We start from the raw sequence: 21,815 nt of genomic DNA, 5'->3' as shown, positions 1-21,815 counted from the left end.
CCCTTACGATTGCGTCGCATTTGTCGACGTTTCATCTTGCGGTGAAACATGGACAGGCACGCCATTACGGACACGTTGCAGACCTTGGGTAATTACCTGCTCGCCAGCCATCACGCCATCTCGAATGATCACCCCTTGCGGTGTTTGCTGACCAAGCGTCACGTTGCGGCGCTCAGCAATATTCCCCTTTGCTAGGATCATAACAAAGTGCCCTTCTAAGTCGGTTTGTACTGCACGTCTTGCCACCACTACCGCCGGCTTTGCTTGTTTCTCTCGCAACTCAACACGCACATGTTGCCCGGGAAGCAAGCGATAATCAGGGTTTGGCACACGCGCGCGCATCGCGATAGTGCCTGTGTTGAGATCAATACGATTCCCTAAATAGTCCAGCTCGCCAAAGTGGTCGAAAGGTTGACCGTTTTCAAGCAGCACCTGTACTTCGACAGAGTGGGCCCCTTCACGGCCATCGCCTTTGATTGAATCCATCCCGAGGGCTAAGCGTTCACGTTCACTGACGCTAAACGCGGTGTGGACAGGGTCAAGACTGACGAGCGTTGTCAGCACACCACTTTGCGGAGAGACCAGATCGCCGGTGCTGAAGTGGCTCTCGCTGATGCGACCCGAAAACGGTGCGCGAATTTGGGTATACGAGAGATTGACCTCAGCCAAGTTGACTTGCGCTTTGCCTGCTTCAACTTGTGCTTGCGCGCCAAGCAAGTTGGCATTCAAATTGTCAAATTCTGACTGCGAGATACTGCCTTTGGGCAAGAGGTTTTTCCCGCGTTCGAAATCGAGTTGCGCTTTTTTCAGCGCGGCGTTGGCCTGCGCCAAGCTTGCTTTAGCACTCGCCAATTGCGCTTCAAATGAAGAAGGTTCGATAGTGAAAAGCAGCTGACCTTTTGCCACCATCTGCCCTTCGTCAAAATGGCGCGCTTTAAGGTAGCCTGTCACTTGTGCCGTGATGTTGGTGTCTTCCACCGCCTCCACGCGGCCAATGTAGGATTTGCTTTCTTGGTAGGAAATTTCAGTGACAGGTTCAACGACCACTAACGGCGCTGATCCACCTTGGGCAGCCGTAGAAGAATCGTTGCAACCTGTAATAAAAAGCGCACTGGTGAGCGCAGTGATGATTAACGTCTTTTTCATGATAAACCGCTAATGAAATGAAATAGGTTCATCATGAACATAAACACAATTCACATCGCTTCTGTCCGAGAAGTATCAGAGCGATACCGTATTGTGTATCAGTTTGTAACTAAACGCCTTTGCAATAAGTTATCAACTTGTTGATACAAAACGTCGGGCGATGGCCAGGTATAAACCAGCTCTGGAACTTGAGTACCACATGGGGCATTCCATAGCCTCTCTTGTGCTAACTGACCACCAATATGCTCATAGAAATCAATCGCCTGCTGATTCCCCTTGAGTACTTCAAGATACACGCCGTTATCAGGGAAATATTGACGTGCCCAATCGGCAATCGCTTTGAGTAGTGTCAGGCCAATACCGCGACCGCGAAAGTAGTCATCCACATGAAGGGCATCAATGATGGTGCCGCGCTCAAAATCATGATTACCAAAACCACACACAAAGCCGCACAATAGCCCACCTTCTTCAATCACATACACCGCTTGATTGAACGGTGGATTGGTTAAGCGCGTTTGCCAGATGATTTTACGTTCGGATTGTACCTCTTCTCCGAGATACGCTTTAGATAGGATGCCAGAATAGAAGCGTTGCCAACTTTTTGCATGCAATCCTGCTATACGCTCGAAGTCGCTATATTCCGCTACTTTTATTTCCATTTATAGTTCCTTATTACTTCCTGTAAGGATGAATTACACATTCATACTATTGAACATTTAACAAAAAGCCAAACATCCTGTCAAAGATAAGCAATAAATCCGGGCCTATTGGGTTCACTTTGCAAACAAAACAGTGAATTACTCTGTTACAGATTTAGCTCTCAGTCCTTTCAACTTTCGTTTGACTTACACGTGTACGCTGACTATTCTGGCGAACACGTGTTAGCTGAAGGTTTGCATCATGTCGATTAAGGAAAAGCCGCCTCTCATTTGGGTCAATGTTTTACTGTTTGTTTCTACCTTTTTAGTCGCTGCGATTGCCGCTCCGTGGTATGGCATCGAGTTTGGTTATCAGTGGCAACACTGGTTCTGGCTGGTGGTGACGTACTCGTTTTGTAATCTCTCCATTACTGCAGGCTATCATCGCTTGTGGTCCCACAAAACCTACCAAGGTCACTGGTCTATCCGATTGCTGTTTGCGCTCGGTGGTGCTTTTGCTCTGCAAAACAGTATCCTCCATTGGAGTTCTGACCATCGCGTCCACCACAAACACGTCGACAACAATGACAAAGATCCATACTCGGCCAAACGCGGGTTTTGGTTTTCTCACATTGGCTGGATGCTAAGAAACTACAATCAAGAGATCTACGCCGATTACGCCAACTGCCGCGACTTACAGAAAGATAAGATCGTGATGTGGCAACACAAACACTATCTCTTACTCGCGTTGGTGACCAACCTTGGTATTCCTGTGGGCCTTGGCCTTCTATATGGCGATGTTTGGGGCATGGTGTTGATGGTGGGCGTCGTGCGTTTGGTGCTGAGTCACCACTCCACCTTCTTCATTAATTCATTGGCGCACATCTGGGGCGCTCAACCTTACACGGACAAGAACACCGCACGTGACAACGGGATTCTCGCGTTCTTCACGTTTGGCGAGGGGTACCACAACTACCACCACATCTTTGAAAATGACTACCGCAATGGTATTCATTGGTGGCAGTACGATCCAACTAAGTGGCTAATCAAAAGTTGTGAATGGGTAGGATTGGCGGAGAAACTTCGCGTGACTCCCAAGATTAAGATAGAGAAAGCGCGCGCAAAAATGACGCTAGAGCGAGCCAAATCTAACATTCGCTCTATGCCAAATGCGAGCCTCATCAGCGATACGCTCAACAAAGAGTTTGAGCAGTTGATGAGCAAAATGACCGACTACTACGAGGTGAAGAAGCAGGTCCTCGAAGCGAAGAAAAGCAACATGGTTGAGCGCTACGAGCAATCCCTCTTAAAACTGCGCTATCAACAGTTGAAACAGGATCTCGCCGCACAAAAACGTCGCTGGGAAGGACAGATCGCTCAATACGCCTAATCAGAACACTTTGTTCAGTCTAAAGTATCTAAACTAAAAGCCTTAAATGATCAAAGGGAGCTGACGCTCCCTTTGTTGTATTCATGTTTCGATAATGGTTGTCTTGATTAGAGTACCGCTCAAGCCGCACTCTGGCTATTAGCCAATCATACGCTCGTCTTGTACACGATGCTCGTTGATCAACACCGTAGTCGCACGTTTGAAAAAGTTGAAGTCGGTCGCGGTCGCACTAGTGTACGCACCCATCATGCGGCCCACCACCAAGTCACCATTTTCGAGCATCGGTAGCATGATGTTTTCCGCAATCACGTCAATACTGTCACAGGTTGGACCTGCCAGTACGCTTGGCATCATCTCGCCACCTTGCTTCAGTACCGCCATTGGGTAAGGCGCATCATCAAACATGAGACCACTGAACGAGCCATAGATACCATCGTCTAGGTAGTACCACATCTGACCTTCACGCTCCGCTTGGCCCATCACCGATGCCACACTGGTTACTGCCTCTGCCACAATAAAACGTCCTGGCTCAGCAATCACCTGCACTGTTTCTGGTAGGGTAGCAAGTGCTTGGTTGATCGGTTGGCAAAACTCATCAATCGGCATCACTTTTTGTGTATAGCACACTGGGAAACCTCCGCCGATATCTAAAGTACTCAGTGCCGGAAGCCCTTTCGCCACCACTTTGTCCATGACATCACGGCAGGCGTGAATCGCGTCGACGTATTTCTGCGGGTTCATCGTTTGTGAACCCACGTGGAAAGAGAGTCCTTTAATGCGAATATTCCACATTTGCGCTGTCTCAATGATCACGAGTGCTTGCTCTGGCGTGCAACCAAATTTCTTCGACAAATCGGCAAACGCTTCATTGTTGCGAAAACTCAAGCGCACTAGCAGCTCAACTTCATCTTGATAAGGCTTAAACTTCGCCAACTCGTTCAAGTTGTCGACCACAAACACGTTGCAACCGTACGCTAAGGCATCACGGATATCGGCATCACGTTTGATTGGGTGAGTATGAATCGTGCGCTCAGCAGGCACGCCCTGCTCGGCCACCAATTCCACTTCGCCGGTAGTGGCAAGGTCAAAACTCGCCCCTTCTTCAAGCAGAGTGCGAACAACAGCAGGGTGTGGCAGTGGCTTAAGTGCGAAGTGCAAGGTGACATTCGGCAGTGCACGGCTTAGCGCTTGGTAGCGTTCACGAATGATGTCGCAATCGAGGAGCATCAAAGGTGCGCCATATTGGCTCACCGCTGATTCGATGAATTGCGCTTCACTCGCTGCCATCGCAGGGGAAGCAAAAGATTGAAAACCAAGTACTGAGTGTGTGTTAGCCATGATAGCTTTCTCCAACAATTTAGGCATTGCTCGTCGCGCTGCCCTATTGGAGGGGTAAGCAAATCGATGAACAATGGAGCGTCAATAAAGCGCAATACGCGCAGTCAAAGTCACTCTTGGATAGTTGCTCTATCGCCTTGCCACAAAACAGAATGTGATGTACTCGGATTGGCTATCATCAAGAAGCAGGGCGATAGTAAGGTCATGAGTCGGTCAGTGCAATAGGAAATGGGCAAAAGAAAAGAGACTTATTTTTATCGTCTAGATAAGGATTCTTTATTCACTCCACACGATGACCTAACGCCTGTGATCAGCCCTTTTTCTGTCCGCGTCCCGCATGAATTTTCAGCTTGGCTTTCATTTTACGCTTTTCCGATGAACGGCTTTTTTTCCTTGGCGCACGATCAGGTTCCATCTCTTCAATCAGACTTGGTTCGAAGCCCGCCAGCCACTCTTGTGGCAAGCGCTGATCAAGCAAACGCTCAATCGCCTCAAGCAGGTACTCTTCGTCTTTTGCCATCAAAGAGACCGCTAGCCCGGCTTGACCCGCGCGACCCGTACGGCCAATCCGGTGAATGTAGTCTTCCGCTTTGTAAGGTAAATCGAAGTTCACCACCTGCTCTAATTGCGCAATGTCTAAGCCTCGCGCGGCGACATCCGTGGCAATCAACGCACGCACTTTACCTGATTTGAAATCGTCTAGCGCTTGTTGGCGTGCCCCTTGGCTTTTATCACCGTTGATAGAAGCAGCCTTAATGCCATCTAACTTTAACTCTTTGGCCAAGGCATCACTGCCCTGCTTGGTTTTGGTAAAGACCAACACCTGCTGCCAGTTTTTAGATCCAATCAAATAGGCCAACAATTCCGCTTTGCGTTTTTTGTCGACCGGATAGACCATCTGCTCCACTTTCTCAGCGGTACTGTTGGCCGGAGACACTTGCACGACTTGGGGATCATTGAGCATTTTGTGCGCCAGCGTTTTGATGCGTTTATCAAAAGTGGCAGAGAAAAACAGCGTTTGACGCTCCGGGTTTGTCGCTTTGAGAATGCGTTGAATATCCGGCATAAAGCCCATATCCAACATGCGATCCGCTTCATCCAACACCAAGTAACGTGTTTTCTTAAGTTGGATGTGTTTACAGTAAAGGTGATCAAGCAGGCGCCCAGGCGTAGCGATCAAAATATCACAGCCATTGGCGAGGTGACGCGTTTGTACATTGATGCTTGTGCCGCCATAGGCGGTAACAATGTGCAACTCACTGGTGTGGTTGTACGCGCTGAGGTTGTCGTACACTTGCTGCGCTAACTCACGCGTTGGCACCACGATCAGCGCCAACACATCGTTGCTTTGTGGATCGCGCTTTAACGCCGCTTGGCTCAAAAGTTGGATAATCGGCAAACCAAACGCGGCGGTTTTCCCCGTACCAGTTTGCGCACCGGCCAACAAATCGACCCCTTGCAGTACTTTTGGAATGGCCTGCTCTTGTATGGCTGTGGGCGTATCGAAACCCAAACGTTCCACCGCTGCGACAAGCGAAGAATCAAGACCAAGTTGAGTAAATAGAGACATTGTGCAATTCCAAATAGAGTCGGGTCGGCGATTCTATCAGAAACTCTGCGCAGCGTTGAGCACGTCTGAATACAATTGGTCGAAAATCGCCATTAAGTGAGCAGATTCTCGGCTTAAATCCTCACCGCAATGCCCCAATGGCGTCATTCTAGGCGAGCGCTGAGCAATTCGGCTCAGTGCAAAGCGGATGTTGTCGAGCTCTTGATACGAGCTCAACCATTGACCTTGGTGCATTGCGTTAGCAACACGCATAAAACGTTCAGGTAGTGGCTGCTCTGTCTGCTGAGCTTGGCGTAGAACGGTGCGCATCGCAGATTGACTGAATTGCTCAAGCGAGACGGGATGATACTCATCAAAGCGGCAGGCTAACGCATGGTCCCAGAACATATCTAACGCGATGGGCGCATAACGCCTTTTTTCACGGGCGAAAAGCAACTTTGCCTGCGCGGTTAATGGGTGGCGATCGGTGTACGAATCGACAAATCGATGCAACTTAATGCCATCCACCACTGAAGGATGAAAACGCCCCTCGGGATTGCCTTTAACAAAATCCCCGAGCAAGTTTCCCATTAGGTTTGACTCACACGCGGTCGCGATATGTAGGTGAGCGAGGTAGTTCATAAAACACAAAGCCAGCGCATCCGCACTGGCTATTCTCTAAAAGAGGGTTGGGTAACACTTACTGACCAAAAAGTTCTTTGGCGAGTTCGAGGGTTTCTTCATCGTAGTTCGATAAATCAAACCCGATTTCCATCGCATCGAGGAGTTCAAGATTCTCTTCGTTGATTGCTTGGTCACTCATAGGACCTCCTTATTCTTCATTTCCCCTGCTCGAGCCTCAAGCAGGTCTCTTTATACGTCTGTTATATGACACTTTTTTGAAAAGTAAAACCCCTTGGCACTCGATAGCGCACTGAGATCCAGTGCAAAACGTTTTCATGACTGCCAGAATAGGCATTACACAGCCAACTGTAAACAATAATGTACAACAATGGAGTTTTATCTGTACATTTCTCTTGATCTCAAGGGAAAGCTCCAACATAATCGCCATCAAGTTAAATAAAGCACTAACCCTGCCCCTATTAACGCCATTATTCTCTAACCAAACACCAATAACACGTAAAGAATTTCATACATGTCTAAATCAAAGGTTTTCGGTAGTACTTTGATCATTGCTGGTACCACCATAGGAGCGGGCATGCTGGCCCTGCCACTTGCGTCCGCTGGGATCGGATTTTCCACCTCTCTACTCATCATGCTCGTGTTGTGGGCCCTGATGGCTTACACCGCACTGTTGATGGTCGAGTTACATCAACACGCCGACGCCAAAGCGACACTACACACATTGGCCGAGCAATTTCTCGGTAAGCGAGGCAAGTGGCTCGCCAGTTTTGCCATGATGTTTCTCTTCTATGCACTCTGCGCTGCTTACATCGCAGGGGGTGGCGCGCAGTTTGGTGAGCGTATAGCGCAAATTGCAGCAATTGAGGTCTCCCCTGCTGTCGCCACCATTGTATTTACTCTCATTGTTGCTGTCGTGGTGACCATTGGCACAAGCACCGTGGATAAAGTCAATCGCGTACTCTTTAGCGTAAAGCTGCTCGCGATGGCGTTGGTGCTGGCCTTCCTAGCACCCAATGTGACGCAATCTTACCTACTGAGTCTTCCGATTGAGCAAGGTTTGATCATCGCCGCTATTCCCGTGATTTTCACCTCATTCGGTTTTCACGGCAGTATTCCCGCCATTGTGAATTACTTGGACGGCCACACGACCTCACTGCGCCGAGCGATTATGATTGGCTCGGCAATCCCCTTGGTGATTTACCTATTTTGGCAGTTGGTGACTCTGGGCGTCGTCAGTCAAAGTACGCTGGTGGACAACCAAGGCCTGAGCGCGCTCATTCGCACCTTGGGCGAACAAGTCCATCAATCTAACTTGGCGCAAACCATCGGCCTGTTTGCTGACCTTGCACTGCTGACTTCCTTCCTCGGTGTCAGTTTAGGCTTGTTCGAGTTCCTCGGCGACTCGCTGACAACATCGACGCGCCGACCTAATCGTTGGGTCATCGGCGTCGTGACCTTCTTGCCGCCGATGGGCTTTGCCCTTTTCTATCCTGAAGGCTTTATTATGGCGCTCGGTTACGCGGCGATAGCCTTAGCGGTATTGGCGATATTCCTACCAGTATGGATGGTGAAGCGCTCAAGGCAAACGCATCAAAGCGCGGGCTATCAAGTCATTGGTGGCAACATAGCGCTGAACATATGTGGGCTGACTGGACTTATCATTGTCGGCGCGCAAGTGCTCATCACTGCAGGTTGGCTCCCGGCTCTGGGTTAAGCAACATTAATAGTCAGTGATTATGGATGATGGAAAGGCAGCGTGGCTGCCTTTTTTGGGTTGTGGGTTGTGGGTTGTGGGTTGTGGGTTGTGGGTTGTGGGTTGTGGGAGCGAGTTTGATCGTTGGGGGTGGAATAGGAGTATAGGGAGACGATTTTATGTGAAAGTTTTTCGTAACTGGCTCTGTCTTGTGTAGAGATAGTCAAATTCAACGAGGTTGATATGAAACTGAACAGTCACGTGACCTTAGCCCTTATTGCCATTGCGGCAGTGGCGACGTCTTTTCTTGGTCATACACAAAGCGCGGGAGATAGCCCCTCAACGAACGCCCCTCAGAATACCGCTCAGATAGAAACCGCAACGCTCGCCGGCGGATGTTTCTGGTGCACGGAATCGGATCTAGAAAAGTTGGACGGCGTGATTGATGTGGTGTCCGGCTATTCCGGTGGTACGCTCGACAATCCGACCTATAAACAAGTCTCTTCAGGCAAAACCGGGCATATCGAAGTGATTCAGGTGACCTTTGATGCCTCTCAAGTAAGCTATGAGCAAGTGCTCGATCAGCTGCTGCGTCATATCGATCCTACCGATGACCAGGGCTCGTTTGTTGACCGCGGTCGTCACTATCGCCCCGCCATTTTCTATCACAACCCACAACAGCGCAATATTGCCAGCCAATTCCTCTCCGATGTGGACAAATTAGGCGTGTTTAAAAAGCCACTGAAAGTAGAGCTCATTGCATTCGATACCTTCTGGCCTGCAGAGGAGTACCATCAGGACTACTACAAAAAGAGTAAAGTGCGTTACAACTACTATCGTTACGCATCTGGACGCGACCAATATCTGGACTCGATTTTTGGTGAAGACCGCAACGAAAACCCAGTGACACTGCGTGAGATGATCAACCAAAACTCCGGTCAAGCCAGTGGCTCGACATCAGAGGTGACAACCTACGCGAAACCGAGCGATGACGAACTCAAAGCTCGCCTAACCGATCTGCAATACTACGTGACCCAAGAGGAAGGGACTGAGCGCCCATTTGACAACGAATATTGGGACAACAAACAAGCTGGCATCTACGTGGACATCGTCACTGGTGAACCGCTGTTTTCATCAACCGATAAATATAAATCAGGCACGGGCTGGCCGAGCTTTACCAAGCCGATCGATGAGCGTTACATTGTCACTAAAACCGACTTTAAGCTCATCTACCCAAGAACAGAAGTACGCAGTCGATTCGCTGACTCTCACCTAGGCCACGTTTTTAAAGATGGGCCGGCGCCAACAGGGTTGCGCTACTGCATGAACTCAGCGGCGATGAAATTTATCCCGCTTGAGGAGATGGCTAAACAGGGCTACGAGCACTATCTCTATTTGTTCGAAGGCTGATTGAATTACCATAAAAATAGCCAGCGTCATTGCTGGCTATTTTGTCTTTCCATCGGGTGTAATGACGATTATTTCATCACTCGCGCTTTAAAGGTGCGGCCTTTCATCTTACCGGTTTGTAGCTGTTTTAGTGCCGTTTTGACGGCATCATGCGTCACCGCGACATACGACACCATAGGTAGGATGTTGATTTTGCCAATCTTACTGCCATCAATGCCCGCTTGTTTGGTCAACGCTCCTAAGATATCGCCCGCGCGCACTTTTTGCTTCTTACCGCCGAGGATTTGGATGGTTTGCATCGCTGGATAATAAGGTCTTTCCATCGGCTTTTCCGGCACCGATTGTGGTGTGATCTCTATGTCCATGTACTCTTCAATTCGCGCTACGCGGTACTGCTCTTTTTCACTGAAAAAGCTCAATGCCATCCCTTTTGCGCCCGCACGACCGGTACGGCCAATTCGGTGAACATGCACTTCAGGATCGCGTGACAGCTCAAAGTTGACGACTGCATCAAGGTTATCGACATCTAATCCGCGCGCCGCCACATCGGTGGCAACCAAAATAGAAATACTCTTGTTGGCAAAGCGAGTCAAAGCTTGTTCACGTTCACGCTGTTCCATATCGCCGTGTAACTCGACCACGCTAAAACCGCGCTGAGACAACTCATCCGTCACGTTTTGCACTTCTCGCTTGGTGTTGCAAAACACCACTGACGACTCAGGTTTATGCGTCAGAAGCAATGCCTCAAGGGCATCGTCTCTTTGCTCGGTACTCTCCAGTTGGAAAAACTGCTGAGTAATGGTGCTGCTTTGGTGGGTCGACTCGACTTTAACGATCTTAGGCTCGCGCATCACTTTGTGCGCCAAGCTGTCGATGTTGGTTGGGAAAGTGGCACTAAACAGCAAGGTTTGACGATCTGTTGGCGCCTCAGCCAAAATGGCATCAATGGCCTCTTCAAAACCCATGTCCAGCATGCGGTCCGCTTCGTCTAAAACGAGAGTGTTCAGCTCATCAAGATTGATACGACCTTTGCTGAGGTGATCCAACAAACGCCCCGGTGTACCGACCAAAATATGCGCGCCATGCTCTAATGAGCCAATTTGAGGGCCCATTGGCATGCCGCCACACAGCGTCAGTACCTTGATATTGTGAATGCCTCGCGCCAGCGTGCGGATCTCGGTCGCCACTTGGTCAGCCAGCTCTCGAGTAGGACACAGCACCAATGATTGAACACGAAAACGACCCACATTCAGATTGTTCAGCACGCCAAGAGAAAAGGTCGCGGTTTTACCAGAGCCCGTCTTCCCCTGACCAATGACATCCTGCCCGTCGAGAATAAGCGGCAACGCCTGCTGCTGAATGGCCGTCATCTCAGTGTAACCCATTGAGTCTAGGGTCTGCTTGAGTTCGGTTTTGAGGTTAAGTTGGTCAAATGAAAGGTTCACTCTGGTGTCCTTGTTGTTTCAATATGGGTTCGCGCGGTGGCGACTGTAACAAGCGCTTGGTCTGCGCTCGTAACGCTTAAAATGGGTAAAACGAAAAACCGCTTCACAAGAAGCGGTTTTTACTTATCTATCGAATACCGTGTAAAAACTCATGTCGGGTCGCGGGGTTCGATTTGAAAATCCCCCCCAACGCCGTGGTGGTGGTTTCGCTGGTCGCGTCCATCACGCCGCGAGATTTGACACAATAGTGAGTGGCATCAATCGTTACCGCGACATCGTCCGACTCCAATAAGGTTTGCAAGGCCACCAAGATCTGCTGAGTCATTCGCTCTTGGACCTGTGGACGCTGAGCAAAAAAGCGCACGATGCGGTTAATTTTGGACAACCCAATGATTTTACCGCGCGGGATGTACGCCACCGCGGCACGACCATCGATCGTCACTAAGTGGTGCTCGCAAGTACTCGTCACGGTGATGTCTTTAACACGGACCATCTCACTGACGTTCATCTTATTTTCGATCACGGTGATCTTAGGGAAGTTGGCGTAATCCAAACCAGAGAAAATCTCATCCACGTACATTTTGGCGATGCGATGCGGCGTCTCTTCCAAACTGTCGTCACTTAGGTCTAACTCAAGCAGGGCGAGGATCTCACGCATGTGATGCTCGATCTTCTGCTTCTTTTCGTCTCGGCTAAATTCGTTGGGCACCATCGGGGTTTCTAACCCGCGACGTTCTAGCGCCTCTTTTACTAACTTCGCGGACTCGCTAAGACCTGACATTCGACTTCCTCTTAATACTCTAACTGCCGTCAAATCGGGATATTTACCCCTTTCGGATGGCTGACAAGGATACTCGGATTTTTGAATAATTACATCCACATTTTACTGACGGGGATTGATTTGTGCTGCTTTTTGTATGGTAGAGTGTAAACCATTACGTCAACCCTAAACGCCTGTGGTTATTTGGGGTGAATAATAATCAAAACAACGGAATTTACTCTATGGGATGCTGTGACGCACCGGGCCTAATGCCCATTGAAGAAGCGATGGAAAAAATGCTATCGCCGATTAAGCCGATTCAAACCACCCTACGCTTACCGCTCGCCGACGCGATCGGTTTTGTCCTAGCACAAGATATTCTCTCGCCTATTAATGTGCCCCCTTTTGATAACTCTGCGATGGATGGCTATGCCATCAGGCGTGCGGATCTGTCGAAGCAAGCGATCTTGCCACTAGCGGGTAAATCTTTCGCAGGCCAACCGTTTGAAGGTGAATGGCCAGCAGGAAGCTGCATTCGCATCATGACTGGTGCAAAAATTCCTGACGGTGCCGATGCCGTGGTCATGCAAGAAAATACAGAAGTGAGTGATGAGGGTATCCGCTTTCTGCAAACCGATGTCAAACCCAACAACAATATTCGCCCGACCGGAGATGATATTCGCCAAGGCGATGTGGTGTTACCCAAAGGAGAGAGACTGACGGCCCGCGATATTCCTATGATCGCAACCTTGGGAGTAAGTCATGTTGAAGTGGTCCGTAAACCTCGCGTGGCGTTTTTCTCCACAGGGGATGAATTGAAGCCACTCGGCGAACCTCTACTTGACGGACAAATCTACGACAGCAATCGCTATGGCATCAAACCTCTGATTGAAAATTTTGGCTGTGAGCCGATTGATTTAGGCATAGTACCCGACTGCCCTGAAACGCTGGCCGCGACATTTGAACAGGCACAAAGACTGGCTGACGTTGTGGTGACCTCGGGGGGCGTCAGTGTCGGTGAAGCGGACTACACCAAAGACATCCTCGAACAGCTCGGCGAAATTGGTTTTTGGAAGCTAGCGATCAAGCCGGGCAAACCGTTCGCGTTTGGTCAGCTCTCCAGTGCGTGGTTTTGTGGGCTGCCGGGTAACCCCGTCTCTGCGGTTTTGACCCTATACGTGCTGGTGCAACCCATGTTAGCGAAATTAGCCGGACACACGCAGTGGCAGGCGCCGCCAATGATTCCCGCCATAACCAAAACCGCCTTCAAAAAATCGCCTGGACGTACAGACTATCAACGTGGTATCTACCGCATCGAAAATGGGCAATTTGTGGTTGAAACGACAGGTAATCAGAGCTCAGGCGCTTTTCGTTCTATGAGCCTTGCCAACTGTTTCGTGATTTTGGAGCGCGAACGGGGCAATGTTGCCGAAGGCGAAACCGTTCACATTCAGCTCTTTAATTCAACCTTGTACTGATAAGGGGGGAACTTGGTGATGTTATCTGATCAAGAAATGCTCCGTTACAATCGCCAAATTACCTTGCGCGATTTTGATTTTGACGGTCAAGAAGCGCTCAAAGAGGCCTCTGTCCTCATTCTGGGCGCTGGGGGCCTTGGCTGCGCGGCCAGTCAATATCTCGCCGCCGCAGGCATCGGTACCTTGACCTTGGTTGACGATGATGAGGTTGAGCTGTCGAACCTTCAGCGCCAAGTGCTCCATCATGACCAAGACATTGGCAAAAAAAAGGTCCAATCTGCGGCGGAGTCTCTACGCCAATTGAATCCGCACGTCGTCGTGCATACCGTCGAGTCGCGTTTGGACGACATTCGTCTCTCCCAGCTGATTGGCGTTCATTCTCTTGTGATCGATGCCAGTGACAACGTAGAAACACGCAATCAGCTAAACCGCCTTTGCTTTACTCATCAAGTCCCGCTTGTTTCTGGCGCAGCGATCCGCATGGAAGGACAAGTGAGCGTATTCACCTACCAAGACGCGCGTAAACCCTGTTACCAATGCTTGAGCGCACTATTTGGCGCCAATGCGCTGAGCTGCGTGGAGGCCGGCGTTATGTCTCCAGTGGTTGGTATTATCGGCGCGATGCAGGCACTCGAGGCGATCAAAGTCATCACCCACTTTGGTCAACCTTGTGAAGGTAAACTCCTCATATTTGACGCCCTGACGCTCAACTGGCGTGAAATGGCACTGATGAAACAACCTGATTGTCAGGTCTGCGGCTCACAGCAGTAACCGCCTGTCTGGACGTCGCTCAAATCACATCTAACAGGCGCACCTAAATCAGCACCGAAAACGAATAAGGAAAATCAATGTCAGCACTCGTTAACGCCCACTGGCTCCATGAGCACCTTCATCGCCCTGAGCTGGTGGTATTGGATGCCAGTATTTCATTCCAGATCCCCAATACCCCTGCGCCAGTGCTTGATGAGGTGATCCCCGGCGCGCTGCGCTTTGACTATGATGACGATTTTCACGATTCTAGTTATGGCTTACCGCATATGATGCCTAGTGAAAGCGCCTTTAACCGTCAAGCCCAAGCATTGGGTTTAAACAAAGACAGTGTGATTGTGGTGTACGACAATACGGGCACTTTCGCATCGCCGCGTGCGTGGTGGATGCTAAAATGCATGGGCCACGAGCAGGTCTATGTGCTTAACGGCGGCCTACCAGCTTGGATAGCGCAAAGTTATGCGACACAACCAACCCACAATGCACCCAAAGGGTTGGGTAACTTCGCGGGCCAACGTAGCCAAGCTGGATTTATTCATACGGATGCTGTCCTAGAGTTTGCTAACGCAAAAAGCGCCACTACACTTGATGCCCGCTCACAAGCCCGATTTGATGCCCAAGTACCGGAACCCAGAGAAGGGATACGTAGTGGTCATATTCCACACTCTCAATGCTTGCCTTTTTCTTTACTCATCGACAACGGGCAAATGAAAGGCCGTGACGCTCTCGCTTCGGAATTTGCCTCACGCCTTGCGTCGCACAAGGACAACCAACCGTTAGTATTCAGCTGTGGCTCTGGCGTCACCGCTTGCATTTTAGCCCTCGCGGCGTATGAGCTAGGCCATCGCCAACTGCAGGTCTATGACGGTTCATGGACGGAATGGGGAAGTCGCCCTGACCTGCCTATCGAGTGCTAACCCACTCACTATTTAGTGGTAATTCGTTTCTAAACTAAAGTTTTATTTGTTCAAACATGGCGCTTCTCCTATTTGCGTATACGCTTAATTGAGGTTTAACGGATTAATGCGGAGAAGCGGCATGATCAACCTGACGATCGCAAACAAACTGAGGCTTGCGTTTGCCACTTGTTTGATATTTTTCGCCATATCAGGATGGTACAGCTATCAGGGTATGACAGGCGCCAGTCAAAACTTCAAACAGTACGGTCACCTTGCCAAAGAAACGACACTGGCCGGTGAGATACAAGCCAATTTTCTCAAAGTCCGTTTGAGCGCCCTGCAATACGCCAACACGCTCTCCCCCAAGCAACTTGATATCTACAACCAACGCTACAACAAATTGATCAGCATCATCTCAGACGATTTGAAGCTCACCGATGATCCACTGCGTACCAAGCACCTCAATGCAGTGCTCGACGAGGCAAAACAATTCCATCAAGCGTTTGATGTGGTTAAGCGCTCCGTCGAGCAAGTGGAGCAGAAAGTGTTCGTTGACATGGTGGAGTTGGAGAAAAAGGCCCTATACGACCTCGAATCCATGATTGAATCTGCGCACAGCAACGGCGACGCTGATATTGAGTATTACTCGTCGATGGTGATGGAGAAATTCTTACTCGCCAATATCGAAGTGCTCAATTACCTTCACAAAGAGAAGCCGGAAACCATCGAGACCATTCGTGCCTATTTTCAAACTGAAATCCCAGCGCTTGAAAAACGTTTCGCCGATCTCATTACCTCTAGCCAGGATAAGGCGCTGCTCGCTGAGTTCATTGTGCAGCGCCTAGCCTATGAACAAGGTTTTGAGCAAGTCATTACCCTGAGAGACGCTCAGCATCAAGCAGAAAAGAGCATGCTTGAGTTGGGCGAAGACATCTCTCATGAGCTCGAAGCGATCAAGCTTGAATCGATGGACCAGCAAGTCACACTTACAGAGGTGCTAAGTAAACAAAAAGCACAAACCATTGAAATGATCGTGATTCTTACTCTGCTTGCCATTCTGGTGTCACTTACAGCAGCAGTCATGATCACGCGAGCGATTCGACAAGGGTTGATGAAGGTGCAAGAGGTTTCTACTTCTCTGGCAGAGGGCGACCTGTCGATTGAGGTCGAGGTCAAAGGTAAAGATGAAATTGCGCAGCTATTACGTAACATGCGCAACACCATTGAATCACTGCGCGATATTGTTGCGACGGTCGCGGACTCGTGTATCAAAGTCGGACACATGTCAGAAGAGTTGCAGGCGATCACGCACACCACAGACCAATCCGCGGATCGTCTGCGTGCCGAAATGGATCAAATTGCCTCCGCCGTGCAGCAGCTTTCCACCAGCACGACCGAAATATCGCAAAGCGCCACAGACGGAGCCAGTTTCACTCAGCGCGCGGGTCAAGACATCAGTGAAACCCTAGGTGACGTTGAGAAAACGTTGCAAGCCATTGAAAGCGCGGACGAAGCCATGTCTATTGGCTCTGAGCAAGTCCTCGCGCTTTATGATCAATCCATGAACATCGGCTCGATATTGGAAGTGATTCACGGTGTTGCAGAGCAAACCAACTTACTCGCCCTGAACGCAGCGATTGAAGCGGCTCGTGCTGGTGAGCAAGGACGTGGTTTTGCTGTGGTGGCTGATGAAGTAAGAACACTTGCCAAACGTACTCAAGATGCGACGGGCCAGATCGAGGCCATGATTCGTGAATTACAATCTGGCGCGGAATCGGCTCGCAAATCCATCGATTCGAGCCACGATAAAGTCACACACGTCAACACCCAAGCGCAGGTCACCTCCGGTAAGCTCAATGCGATTCATGGCACCATCGGTGAACTCGAAGACTCGAATCTGCAAATTGCCGCGGCGGTCGAAGAGCAGTGCATGGTCACCAATTCTGTAAGCGAAAACATCACTGAAACCGCCAACATCACTCGAGATAACAGCGAAACCATCAAACACATTGCGATTTCCGCTACTGAACTGGCAGAAGTGGCGCAATACCTCGACATGCAAATGAAACGCTTTAAGACCGCTTAATCCAGTTCACAAACACCTAAAACACCACCGCGCCCTGACGCGGTGGTGCTAGTTTGAATTCCCCGCTGGGTTCATTTGTTCATCCAAGTTCAGTACGGTCAAAGCATTGCTGACACTGGTCGCGATAACATCGATAACGCCGGTTCGCAATGCGCCCAGCAGAGCCAAAGGCTTACTGTTTTCTGCCGCTATGGCGATCACCTGCGAGATGGGCCTAAATTCTTCTATGCCCAGCCCTATCACCCTGTCGCTCATCACTGTGGTCGCACTTACGCCGTGGATGTCAAAAAAGTCATAGCCAGCAAAATCCCCAACGATCCCCTGCTGCATACGCGCCTGAACAACTTCTTCGGCACTGAACCAGCCCAAATCGACCATATAGCTGTTTTCACTCATGTCACCGATGCCCACTAGGGCAACATCGGCTTTGCGCGCGAGATCTAACGTCTGCTTTACCGTACCGTTTTGCATAAACGCCAGTTTTTGTTCGCGGTTCTCTGCATAAGCAGGGGCGTAGAGGGTTTCTGAACTGCCGCCATAACTTTTGGCAAACTGACGACAAATATGGTCAGCATTAAACATCCCACCGCGCGGGTGTATACCGCCAATTCCACAAACAAATTTCACCTCGCGTTGTGGGATCACACCGACATGGTGAGCGACCGCTGAGACGTTGCGCCCTTGCCCGACCGTCACCACAGTGCCATTTTGTAACGTGCTCGCCATATAGCGCGAGACCAACCCCGCCACTTGCTGGCGCTGCAACTCTTCACTGGGCTGATCGAGCGCGACGAGTGCCCGCTTCACGCCAAAGCGCTCTATCAAGCGTTGCTCAATTTTGGCGCTGAACACTGGATGATATTTGACGGTAATTTCAACGATGCCCTCGTCACGGGCCTGCTTTAACATCCGTCCGACTTTGGCGCGCGAGACGGCAAATTTTTTGGATATTTCTTCCTGGGTTGCCCCATCTTGATAGTAAGCCACCGAGATTTCTGTCAATAGATCAGTGCTATCAACCGAGACCTCTTGCTGTGTTTTACTCATGCTTCACCTTTATTGTCCTTGTAATTCAATCAGGACTTACCGAGTTAGATGGAATGGATATCCGTCTGTAACAAACGCTCAAGCTCGTAGCATATGTCACCCTCTCATCAAATGCCAACATTTGCTCACAGCCGATACATTTTCTCACAAGAATTTTGACCCAGTTCAACCCAGTGTTCTTGCTAGCTTTGGCTGCGCAAACGTTTCATCAATTTTTGGCGTCATTCCAAGATAAATAAAGCTTGATAAAGCTCACTGAACATCAGGATCTAGCATTGACTTTAACCCCAGATCAGATAATTATGGACCCATCATTTACTCAACGTTAGAGCAAATGTTCACAACAACTGCTCAGACGCTGGAAACATTGTGGTCGTGGTTCGCCTTTTTATGACACTAACGCATCAAATTCATAAGACGATCCGCGCACTCGCTTGCCAATGCACCGCACACATCTTAGGTACGGATGTGGACACCCAAGAAATAGGATGATCGAAATGAGCAACAAACTCGCACAACTTCGTAAACTGACAACTGTCGTCGCTGACACTGGTGAACTTGAAGCGATTAAAAAATACCAACCAGAAGACGCCACTACGAACCCATCTTTGATTCTTAAAGCGGCACAAATTGCTGAGTATGCCCCTCTTATCGATGACGCGATTGCCTATGCAAAATCTCAAAGCAGCGACAAAGCGCAACAAGTTCAAGACACCTGCGACATGCTGGCTGTTAACATCGGTAAAGAGATCCTAAAAACCATTCCGGGCCGTATCTCTACCGAAGTGGATGCTCGCCTCTCTTACGACACCGAAGGCAGTGTAGCGAAAGCACGCCAACTGGTGAAAATGTACAATGATGCGGGCATCACCAACGATCGCATCCTGATCAAGCTGGCTTCTACTTGGGAAGGTATCCGCGCAGCAGAAATCCTTGAGAAAGAAGGCATCAACTGTAACCTAACGCTTCTCTTCTCTTTCGCTCAAGCTCGTGCGTGTGCTGAAGCGGGTGTATTCCTCATCTCGCCATTCGTTGGCCGCATTATGGATTGGTACAAGGCGAAAGAAGGCCGTGACTTTGAAGCTCAAGAAGATCCAGGCGTACTTTCTGTGACTAAGATCTACAACTACTACAAAGAGTACGGTTACAGCACCGTCGTTATGGGCGCTAGCTTCCGTAACATCGGCGAAATCCTAGAACTCGCTGGCTGTGACCGCCTCACTATCGCACCTGCTCTTCTTGCTGAGCTAGAAGCAGCTGAAGGCGAAGTGGTTGAGAAGCTGGTTGACTCTAAAGGTGCCGCTGAACGTCCAGCACCAATGACACACGCTGAGTTCCTATGGGAGCACAACCAAGACCCAATGGCGGTTGAGAAGTTGGCAGAAGGTATTCGCAACTTCGCTGTCGACCAAGGCAAACTTGAAGCCATGATTGAAGCGAAACTTTAATCAACAAAATTTAAAAAGGGGAACGTTTGCGTTCCCCTCTTCACATCTTTTTAAGAAACCATCTACTAGTCGGTATTTATTATGGATCGCAAATATTTAGCCAATGCCATTCGTGCGCTGAGCATGGACGGCGTGCAACAAGCCAACTCAGGACACCCGGGCGCACCTATGGGTATGGCAGACATCGCAGAAGTGCTGTGGCGCTCTCACCTCAACCACAACCCTTCAAACCCAGAGTGGGCTGACCGTGACCGTTTTGTACTATCAAACGGCCACGGCTCTATGCTGATTTACTCATTGTTGCACCTAAGCGGCTACGAGCTATCGATTGACGACCTGAAAAATTTCCGTCAACTGCACTCTAAAACCCCTGGCCACCCAGAGTATGGCTACGCACCGGGTATCGAGACCACCACTGGTCCACTTGGCCAAGGTATCACTAACGCAGTCGGTATGGCGCTAGCGGAAAAAACGCTTGCAGCGCAATTCAACAAACCGGGTCATGACATCGTTGACCACTTCACCTACGCATTCATGGGTGATGGCTGTCTGATGGAAGGCATCTCTCACGAAGCCTGTTCTCTCGCGGGTACGCTAGGCCTTGGTAAGCTGATCGCGTTCTGGGATGACAACGGCATCTCTATCGATGGACACGTTGAAGGTTGGTTCTCTGACGATACGCCGAAGCGTTTTGAAGCGTACGGCTGGCACGTCATCCCAGCGGTAGACGGTCACGATCCTGAAGCGATCGACGCCGCCATCATCGCCGCTAAAGCAGACCCTCGCCCTACTCTAATCTGTACGAAAACCATCATCGGTTTTGGTTCACCTAACAAGTCGGGTTCACACGACTGTCACGGTGCACCACTCGGCGCTGAAGAAATTGCAGCGACACGTAAAGAACTAGGTTGGGAGCACGGTCCTTTTGAAATTCCGCAAGATGTCTACGCGCAATGGGATGCGAAAGAAGCAGGCGCAACTAAGGAAGCAGCGTGGAACGAGAAATTTGCAGCTTATGAAGCAGCATATCCAGAGCTTGCAGCAGAATTCAAACGCCGCGTAAACGGTGAGCTACCTGCCGAGTGGGAAGAGAAAGCAAGCGCTATCATCGCTGACCTTCAAGCAAACCCTGCAAACATCGCATCACGTAAAGCGTCTCAAAATGCACTAGAAGCGTTCGGCGCTATGCTACCTGAATTCCTTGGCGGCTCTGCTGATCTTGCGCCTTCTAACCTCACCATGTGGTCTGGCTCTAAGTCAGTGTCTGCGGAAGATGCGTCGGGTAACTACATCCACTACGGTGTACGTGAATTCGGTATGACAGCTATCATGAACGGTATCGCTCTGCACGGTGGTTTCGTCCCATACGGCGCAACTTTCCTAATGTTCATGGAATACGCACGTAACGCAATGCGCATGGCGGCTCTGATGAAAATTCAGAACATCCAAGTGTACACGCACGACTCTATCGGCCTTGGCGAAGATGGCCCGACTCACCAACCGGTTGAGCAAATGGCCTCGCTACGTCTCACGCCAAACATGAGCACATGGCGTCCATGTGACCAAGTGGAATCCGCTGTCGCTTGGAAACTCGCGATCGAGCGCAAAGACGGCCCAACGTCGCTCATCTTCTCTCGTCAGAACCTTGCACAGCAAGAGCGTAGCGAAGAGCAAGTCGCGAACATCGCTCGCGGTGGTTACATCCTGAAAGATTGTGAAGGCAAGCCAGAGCTTGTCCTTATCGCAACAGGCTCTGAAGTTGAGCTGGCGGTTAACGCTGCGGCAGAGCTCACCGCGGAAGGTAAGAAAGTGCGTGTTGTTTCAATGCCATCAACCGATGCCTTTGACAAGCAAGACGCTGCGTACCGCGAATCTGTACTGCCATCAGATGTGACCGCTCGTATCGCTATCGAAGCGGGTATTGCTGACTTCTGGTACAAGTATGTTGGCTTTGGCGGCAAGATCATCGGTATGACCACCTTCGGTGAATCCGCGCCAGCGGGCGAACTGTTCAAAATGTTCGGCTTCACGACAGAAAACGTGGTGAAAACCGCGAAGACACTGATCGGTTAACG

18 protein-coding genes are annotated in these 21,815 nt (G+C 49.9%); 9 read left to right on the top strand and 9 right to left on the bottom strand.

All coding sequences use genetic code 11. The annotated features are described in order from the left end of the window. Positions 1-3 precede the first annotated feature (3 nt). The gene (locus tag AC6R0S_RS07190) at positions 4-1,146 is read right to left on the bottom strand and encodes an efflux RND transporter periplasmic adaptor subunit (protein ID WP_500637545.1); all 1,143 of its coding nucleotides are present in this window, start codon (positions 1,144-1,146) and stop codon (positions 4-6) included. Positions 1,147-1,244: 98 nt separating this feature from the next. Continuing rightward, positions 1,245-1,805, bottom strand: a complete 561-nt coding sequence (locus AC6R0S_RS07185) for a GNAT family N-acetyltransferase (protein WP_487901456.1) — start codon at positions 1,803-1,805, stop codon at positions 1,245-1,247. Between the two features lie 241 nt (positions 1,806-2,046). Between AC6R0S_RS07185 and AC6R0S_RS07180 the strand changes: the two genes are divergently transcribed. Continuing rightward, positions 2,047-3,174, top strand: coding sequence for an acyl-CoA desaturase (locus tag AC6R0S_RS07180; protein ID WP_500628235.1), 1,128 nt, complete (start codon positions 2,047-2,049; stop codon positions 3,172-3,174). 138 nt (positions 3,175-3,312) lie between these two features. Here AC6R0S_RS07180 and AC6R0S_RS07175 read toward each other — a convergent pair whose 3' ends face one another. The 4 genes from AC6R0S_RS07175 to AC6R0S_RS07160 all read right to left on the bottom strand — a co-directional run bounded on the left by AC6R0S_RS07175 (position 3,313) and on the right by AC6R0S_RS07160 (position 6,884). Next, positions 3,313-4,512 (bottom strand): type III PLP-dependent enzyme, encoded by a 1,200-nt coding sequence (locus AC6R0S_RS07175; RefSeq protein ID WP_334551929.1) that lies wholly within the window; start codon positions 4,510-4,512, stop codon positions 3,313-3,315. Between the two features lie 310 nt (positions 4,513-4,822). Further along, positions 4,823-6,082: a DEAD/DEAH box helicase gene (locus AC6R0S_RS07170; RefSeq protein WP_500637544.1), complete on the bottom strand. Its 1,260-nt coding sequence runs from the start codon at positions 6,080-6,082 to the stop codon at positions 4,823-4,825. A gap of 36 nt (positions 6,083-6,118) precedes the next feature. Then, positions 6,119-6,703: an acyl carrier protein phosphodiesterase gene (locus tag AC6R0S_RS07165; protein ID WP_500633128.1), complete on the bottom strand. Its 585-nt coding sequence runs from the start codon at positions 6,701-6,703 to the stop codon at positions 6,119-6,121. A 58-nt stretch (positions 6,704-6,761) separates the two neighbouring features. Further along, the gene (locus AC6R0S_RS07160) at positions 6,762-6,884 is read right to left on the bottom strand and encodes a hypothetical protein (protein WP_334551932.1); all 123 of its coding nucleotides are present in this window, start codon (positions 6,882-6,884) and stop codon (positions 6,762-6,764) included. Between the two features lie 333 nt (positions 6,885-7,217). Between AC6R0S_RS07160 and AC6R0S_RS07155 the strand changes: the two genes are divergently transcribed. Together AC6R0S_RS07155 and msrB are read left to right on the top strand one after the other, a co-directional pair. Then, positions 7,218-8,420 carry an aromatic amino acid transport family protein gene (locus AC6R0S_RS07155; RefSeq protein WP_500637543.1) on the top strand — a complete coding sequence of 401 codons (1,203 nt, stop codon included), beginning with the start codon at positions 7,218-7,220 and terminating at the stop codon, positions 8,418-8,420. A 222-nt stretch (positions 8,421-8,642) separates the two neighbouring features. Beyond that, the gene (gene msrB / locus AC6R0S_RS07150; RefSeq protein WP_500637542.1) at positions 8,643-9,809 is read left to right on the top strand and encodes a peptide-methionine (R)-S-oxide reductase MsrB; all 1,167 of its coding nucleotides are present in this window, start codon (positions 8,643-8,645) and stop codon (positions 9,807-9,809) included. 68 nt (positions 9,810-9,877) lie between these two features. On the opposite strand, the gene dbpA is transcribed toward msrB, so the two are convergent. Both dbpA and folE read right to left on the bottom strand, forming a co-directional pair. Continuing rightward, positions 9,878-11,194 carry an ATP-dependent RNA helicase DbpA gene (dbpA, locus tag AC6R0S_RS07145; RefSeq protein ID WP_487901541.1) on the bottom strand — a complete coding sequence of 439 codons (1,317 nt, stop codon included), beginning with the start codon at positions 11,192-11,194 and terminating at the stop codon, positions 9,878-9,880. A gap of 187 nt (positions 11,195-11,381) precedes the next feature. Beyond that, on the bottom strand, positions 11,382-12,035 hold the full coding sequence (gene folE, locus AC6R0S_RS07140) for a GTP cyclohydrolase I FolE (RefSeq protein WP_334551936.1): 654 nt from the start codon (positions 12,033-12,035) through the stop codon (positions 11,382-11,384). A gap of 221 nt (positions 12,036-12,256) precedes the next feature. On the opposite strand from folE, the gene moeA reads away from it, so the two are divergent. The 4 genes from moeA (at position 12,257) to AC6R0S_RS07120 (ending at position 17,245) form a co-directional block, all read left to right on the top strand. Then, a complete protein-coding gene (gene moeA, locus AC6R0S_RS07135; protein WP_500628229.1) occupies positions 12,257-13,492 on the top strand; it encodes a molybdopterin molybdotransferase MoeA in 1,236 nt (411 codons plus the stop codon). A 12-nt stretch (positions 13,493-13,504) separates the two neighbouring features. Further along, the gene (moeB, locus tag AC6R0S_RS07130; RefSeq protein ID WP_500637541.1) at positions 13,505-14,263 is read left to right on the top strand and encodes a molybdopterin-synthase adenylyltransferase MoeB; all 759 of its coding nucleotides are present in this window, start codon (positions 13,505-13,507) and stop codon (positions 14,261-14,263) included. Positions 14,264-14,340: 77 nt separating this feature from the next. After that, positions 14,341-15,177, top strand: a complete 837-nt coding sequence (locus AC6R0S_RS07125) for a sulfurtransferase (protein ID WP_500637540.1) — start codon at positions 14,341-14,343, stop codon at positions 15,175-15,177. A gap of 121 nt (positions 15,178-15,298) precedes the next feature. Beyond that, positions 15,299-17,245 carry a methyl-accepting chemotaxis protein gene (locus tag AC6R0S_RS07120; RefSeq protein ID WP_500637539.1) on the top strand — a complete coding sequence of 649 codons (1,947 nt, stop codon included), beginning with the start codon at positions 15,299-15,301 and terminating at the stop codon, positions 17,243-17,245. Between the two features lie 48 nt (positions 17,246-17,293). On the opposite strand, the gene AC6R0S_RS07115 is transcribed toward AC6R0S_RS07120, so the two are convergent. Beyond that, positions 17,294-18,292 (bottom strand): sugar-binding transcriptional regulator, encoded by a 999-nt coding sequence (locus tag AC6R0S_RS07115; protein ID WP_500628225.1) that lies wholly within the window; start codon positions 18,290-18,292, stop codon positions 17,294-17,296. Between the two features lie 497 nt (positions 18,293-18,789). On the opposite strand from AC6R0S_RS07115, the gene tal reads away from it, so the two are divergent. After that, positions 18,790-19,740, top strand: coding sequence for a transaldolase (tal, locus tag AC6R0S_RS07110; RefSeq protein WP_500637538.1), 951 nt, complete (start codon positions 18,790-18,792; stop codon positions 19,738-19,740). Between the two features lie 81 nt (positions 19,741-19,821). Next, positions 19,822-21,813: a transketolase gene (gene tkt, locus AC6R0S_RS07105; RefSeq protein ID WP_500637537.1), complete on the top strand. Its 1,992-nt coding sequence runs from the start codon at positions 19,822-19,824 to the stop codon at positions 21,811-21,813. Positions 21,814-21,815 lie beyond the last annotated feature (2 nt).

It is taken from the genome of Vibrio sp. R15-SG3-ISO1B (genome assembly GCF_059833835.1).
This window is presented reverse-complemented; position numbering and strand designations above follow the sequence as displayed.

Bases quoted from the DNA above. Each gene is read 5' to 3' on its own strand.
- AC6R0S_RS07190 (WP_500637545.1), bottom strand. From the start codon at position 1,146: ATGAAAAAGACGTTAATCATCACTGCGCTCACCAGTGCGCTTTTTATT.
- AC6R0S_RS07185 (WP_487901456.1), bottom strand. From the start codon at position 1,805: ATGGAAATAAAAGTAGCGGAATATAGCGACTTCGAGCGTATAGCAGGA.
- AC6R0S_RS07180 (WP_500628235.1), top strand. From the start codon at position 2,047: ATGTCGATTAAGGAAAAGCCGCCTCTCATTTGGGTCAATGTTTTACTG.
- AC6R0S_RS07175 (WP_334551929.1), bottom strand. From the start codon at position 4,512: ATGGCTAACACACACTCAGTACTTGGTTTTCAATCTTTTGCTTCCCCT.
- AC6R0S_RS07170 (WP_500637544.1), bottom strand. From the start codon at position 6,082: ATGTCTCTATTTACTCAACTTGGTCTTGATTCTTCGCTTGTCGCAGCG.
- AC6R0S_RS07165 (WP_500633128.1), bottom strand. From the start codon at position 6,703: ATGAACTACCTCGCTCACCTACATATCGCGACCGCGTGTGAGTCAAAC.
- AC6R0S_RS07160 (WP_334551932.1), bottom strand. From the start codon at position 6,884: ATGAGTGACCAAGCAATCAACGAAGAGAATCTTGAACTCCTCGATGCG.
- AC6R0S_RS07155 (WP_500637543.1), top strand. From the start codon at position 7,218: ATGTCTAAATCAAAGGTTTTCGGTAGTACTTTGATCATTGCTGGTACC.
- msrB (WP_500637542.1), top strand. From the start codon at position 8,643: ATGAAACTGAACAGTCACGTGACCTTAGCCCTTATTGCCATTGCGGCA.
- dbpA (WP_487901541.1), bottom strand. From the start codon at position 11,194: ATGGGTTACACTGAGATGACGGCCATTCAGCAGCAGGCGTTGCCGCTT.
- folE (WP_334551936.1), bottom strand. From the start codon at position 12,035: ATGTCAGGTCTTAGCGAGTCCGCGAAGTTAGTAAAAGAGGCGCTAGAA.
- moeA (WP_500628229.1), top strand. From the start codon at position 12,257: ATGGGATGCTGTGACGCACCGGGCCTAATGCCCATTGAAGAAGCGATG.
- AC6R0S_RS07125 (WP_500637540.1), top strand. From the start codon at position 14,341: ATGTCAGCACTCGTTAACGCCCACTGGCTCCATGAGCACCTTCATCGC.
- AC6R0S_RS07120 (WP_500637539.1), top strand. From the start codon at position 15,299: ATGATCAACCTGACGATCGCAAACAAACTGAGGCTTGCGTTTGCCACT.
- AC6R0S_RS07115 (WP_500628225.1), bottom strand. From the start codon at position 18,292: ATGAGTAAAACACAGCAAGAGGTCTCGGTTGATAGCACTGATCTATTG.
- tal (WP_500637538.1), top strand. From the start codon at position 18,790: ATGAGCAACAAACTCGCACAACTTCGTAAACTGACAACTGTCGTCGCT.
- tkt (WP_500637537.1), top strand. From the start codon at position 19,822: ATGGATCGCAAATATTTAGCCAATGCCATTCGTGCGCTGAGCATGGAC.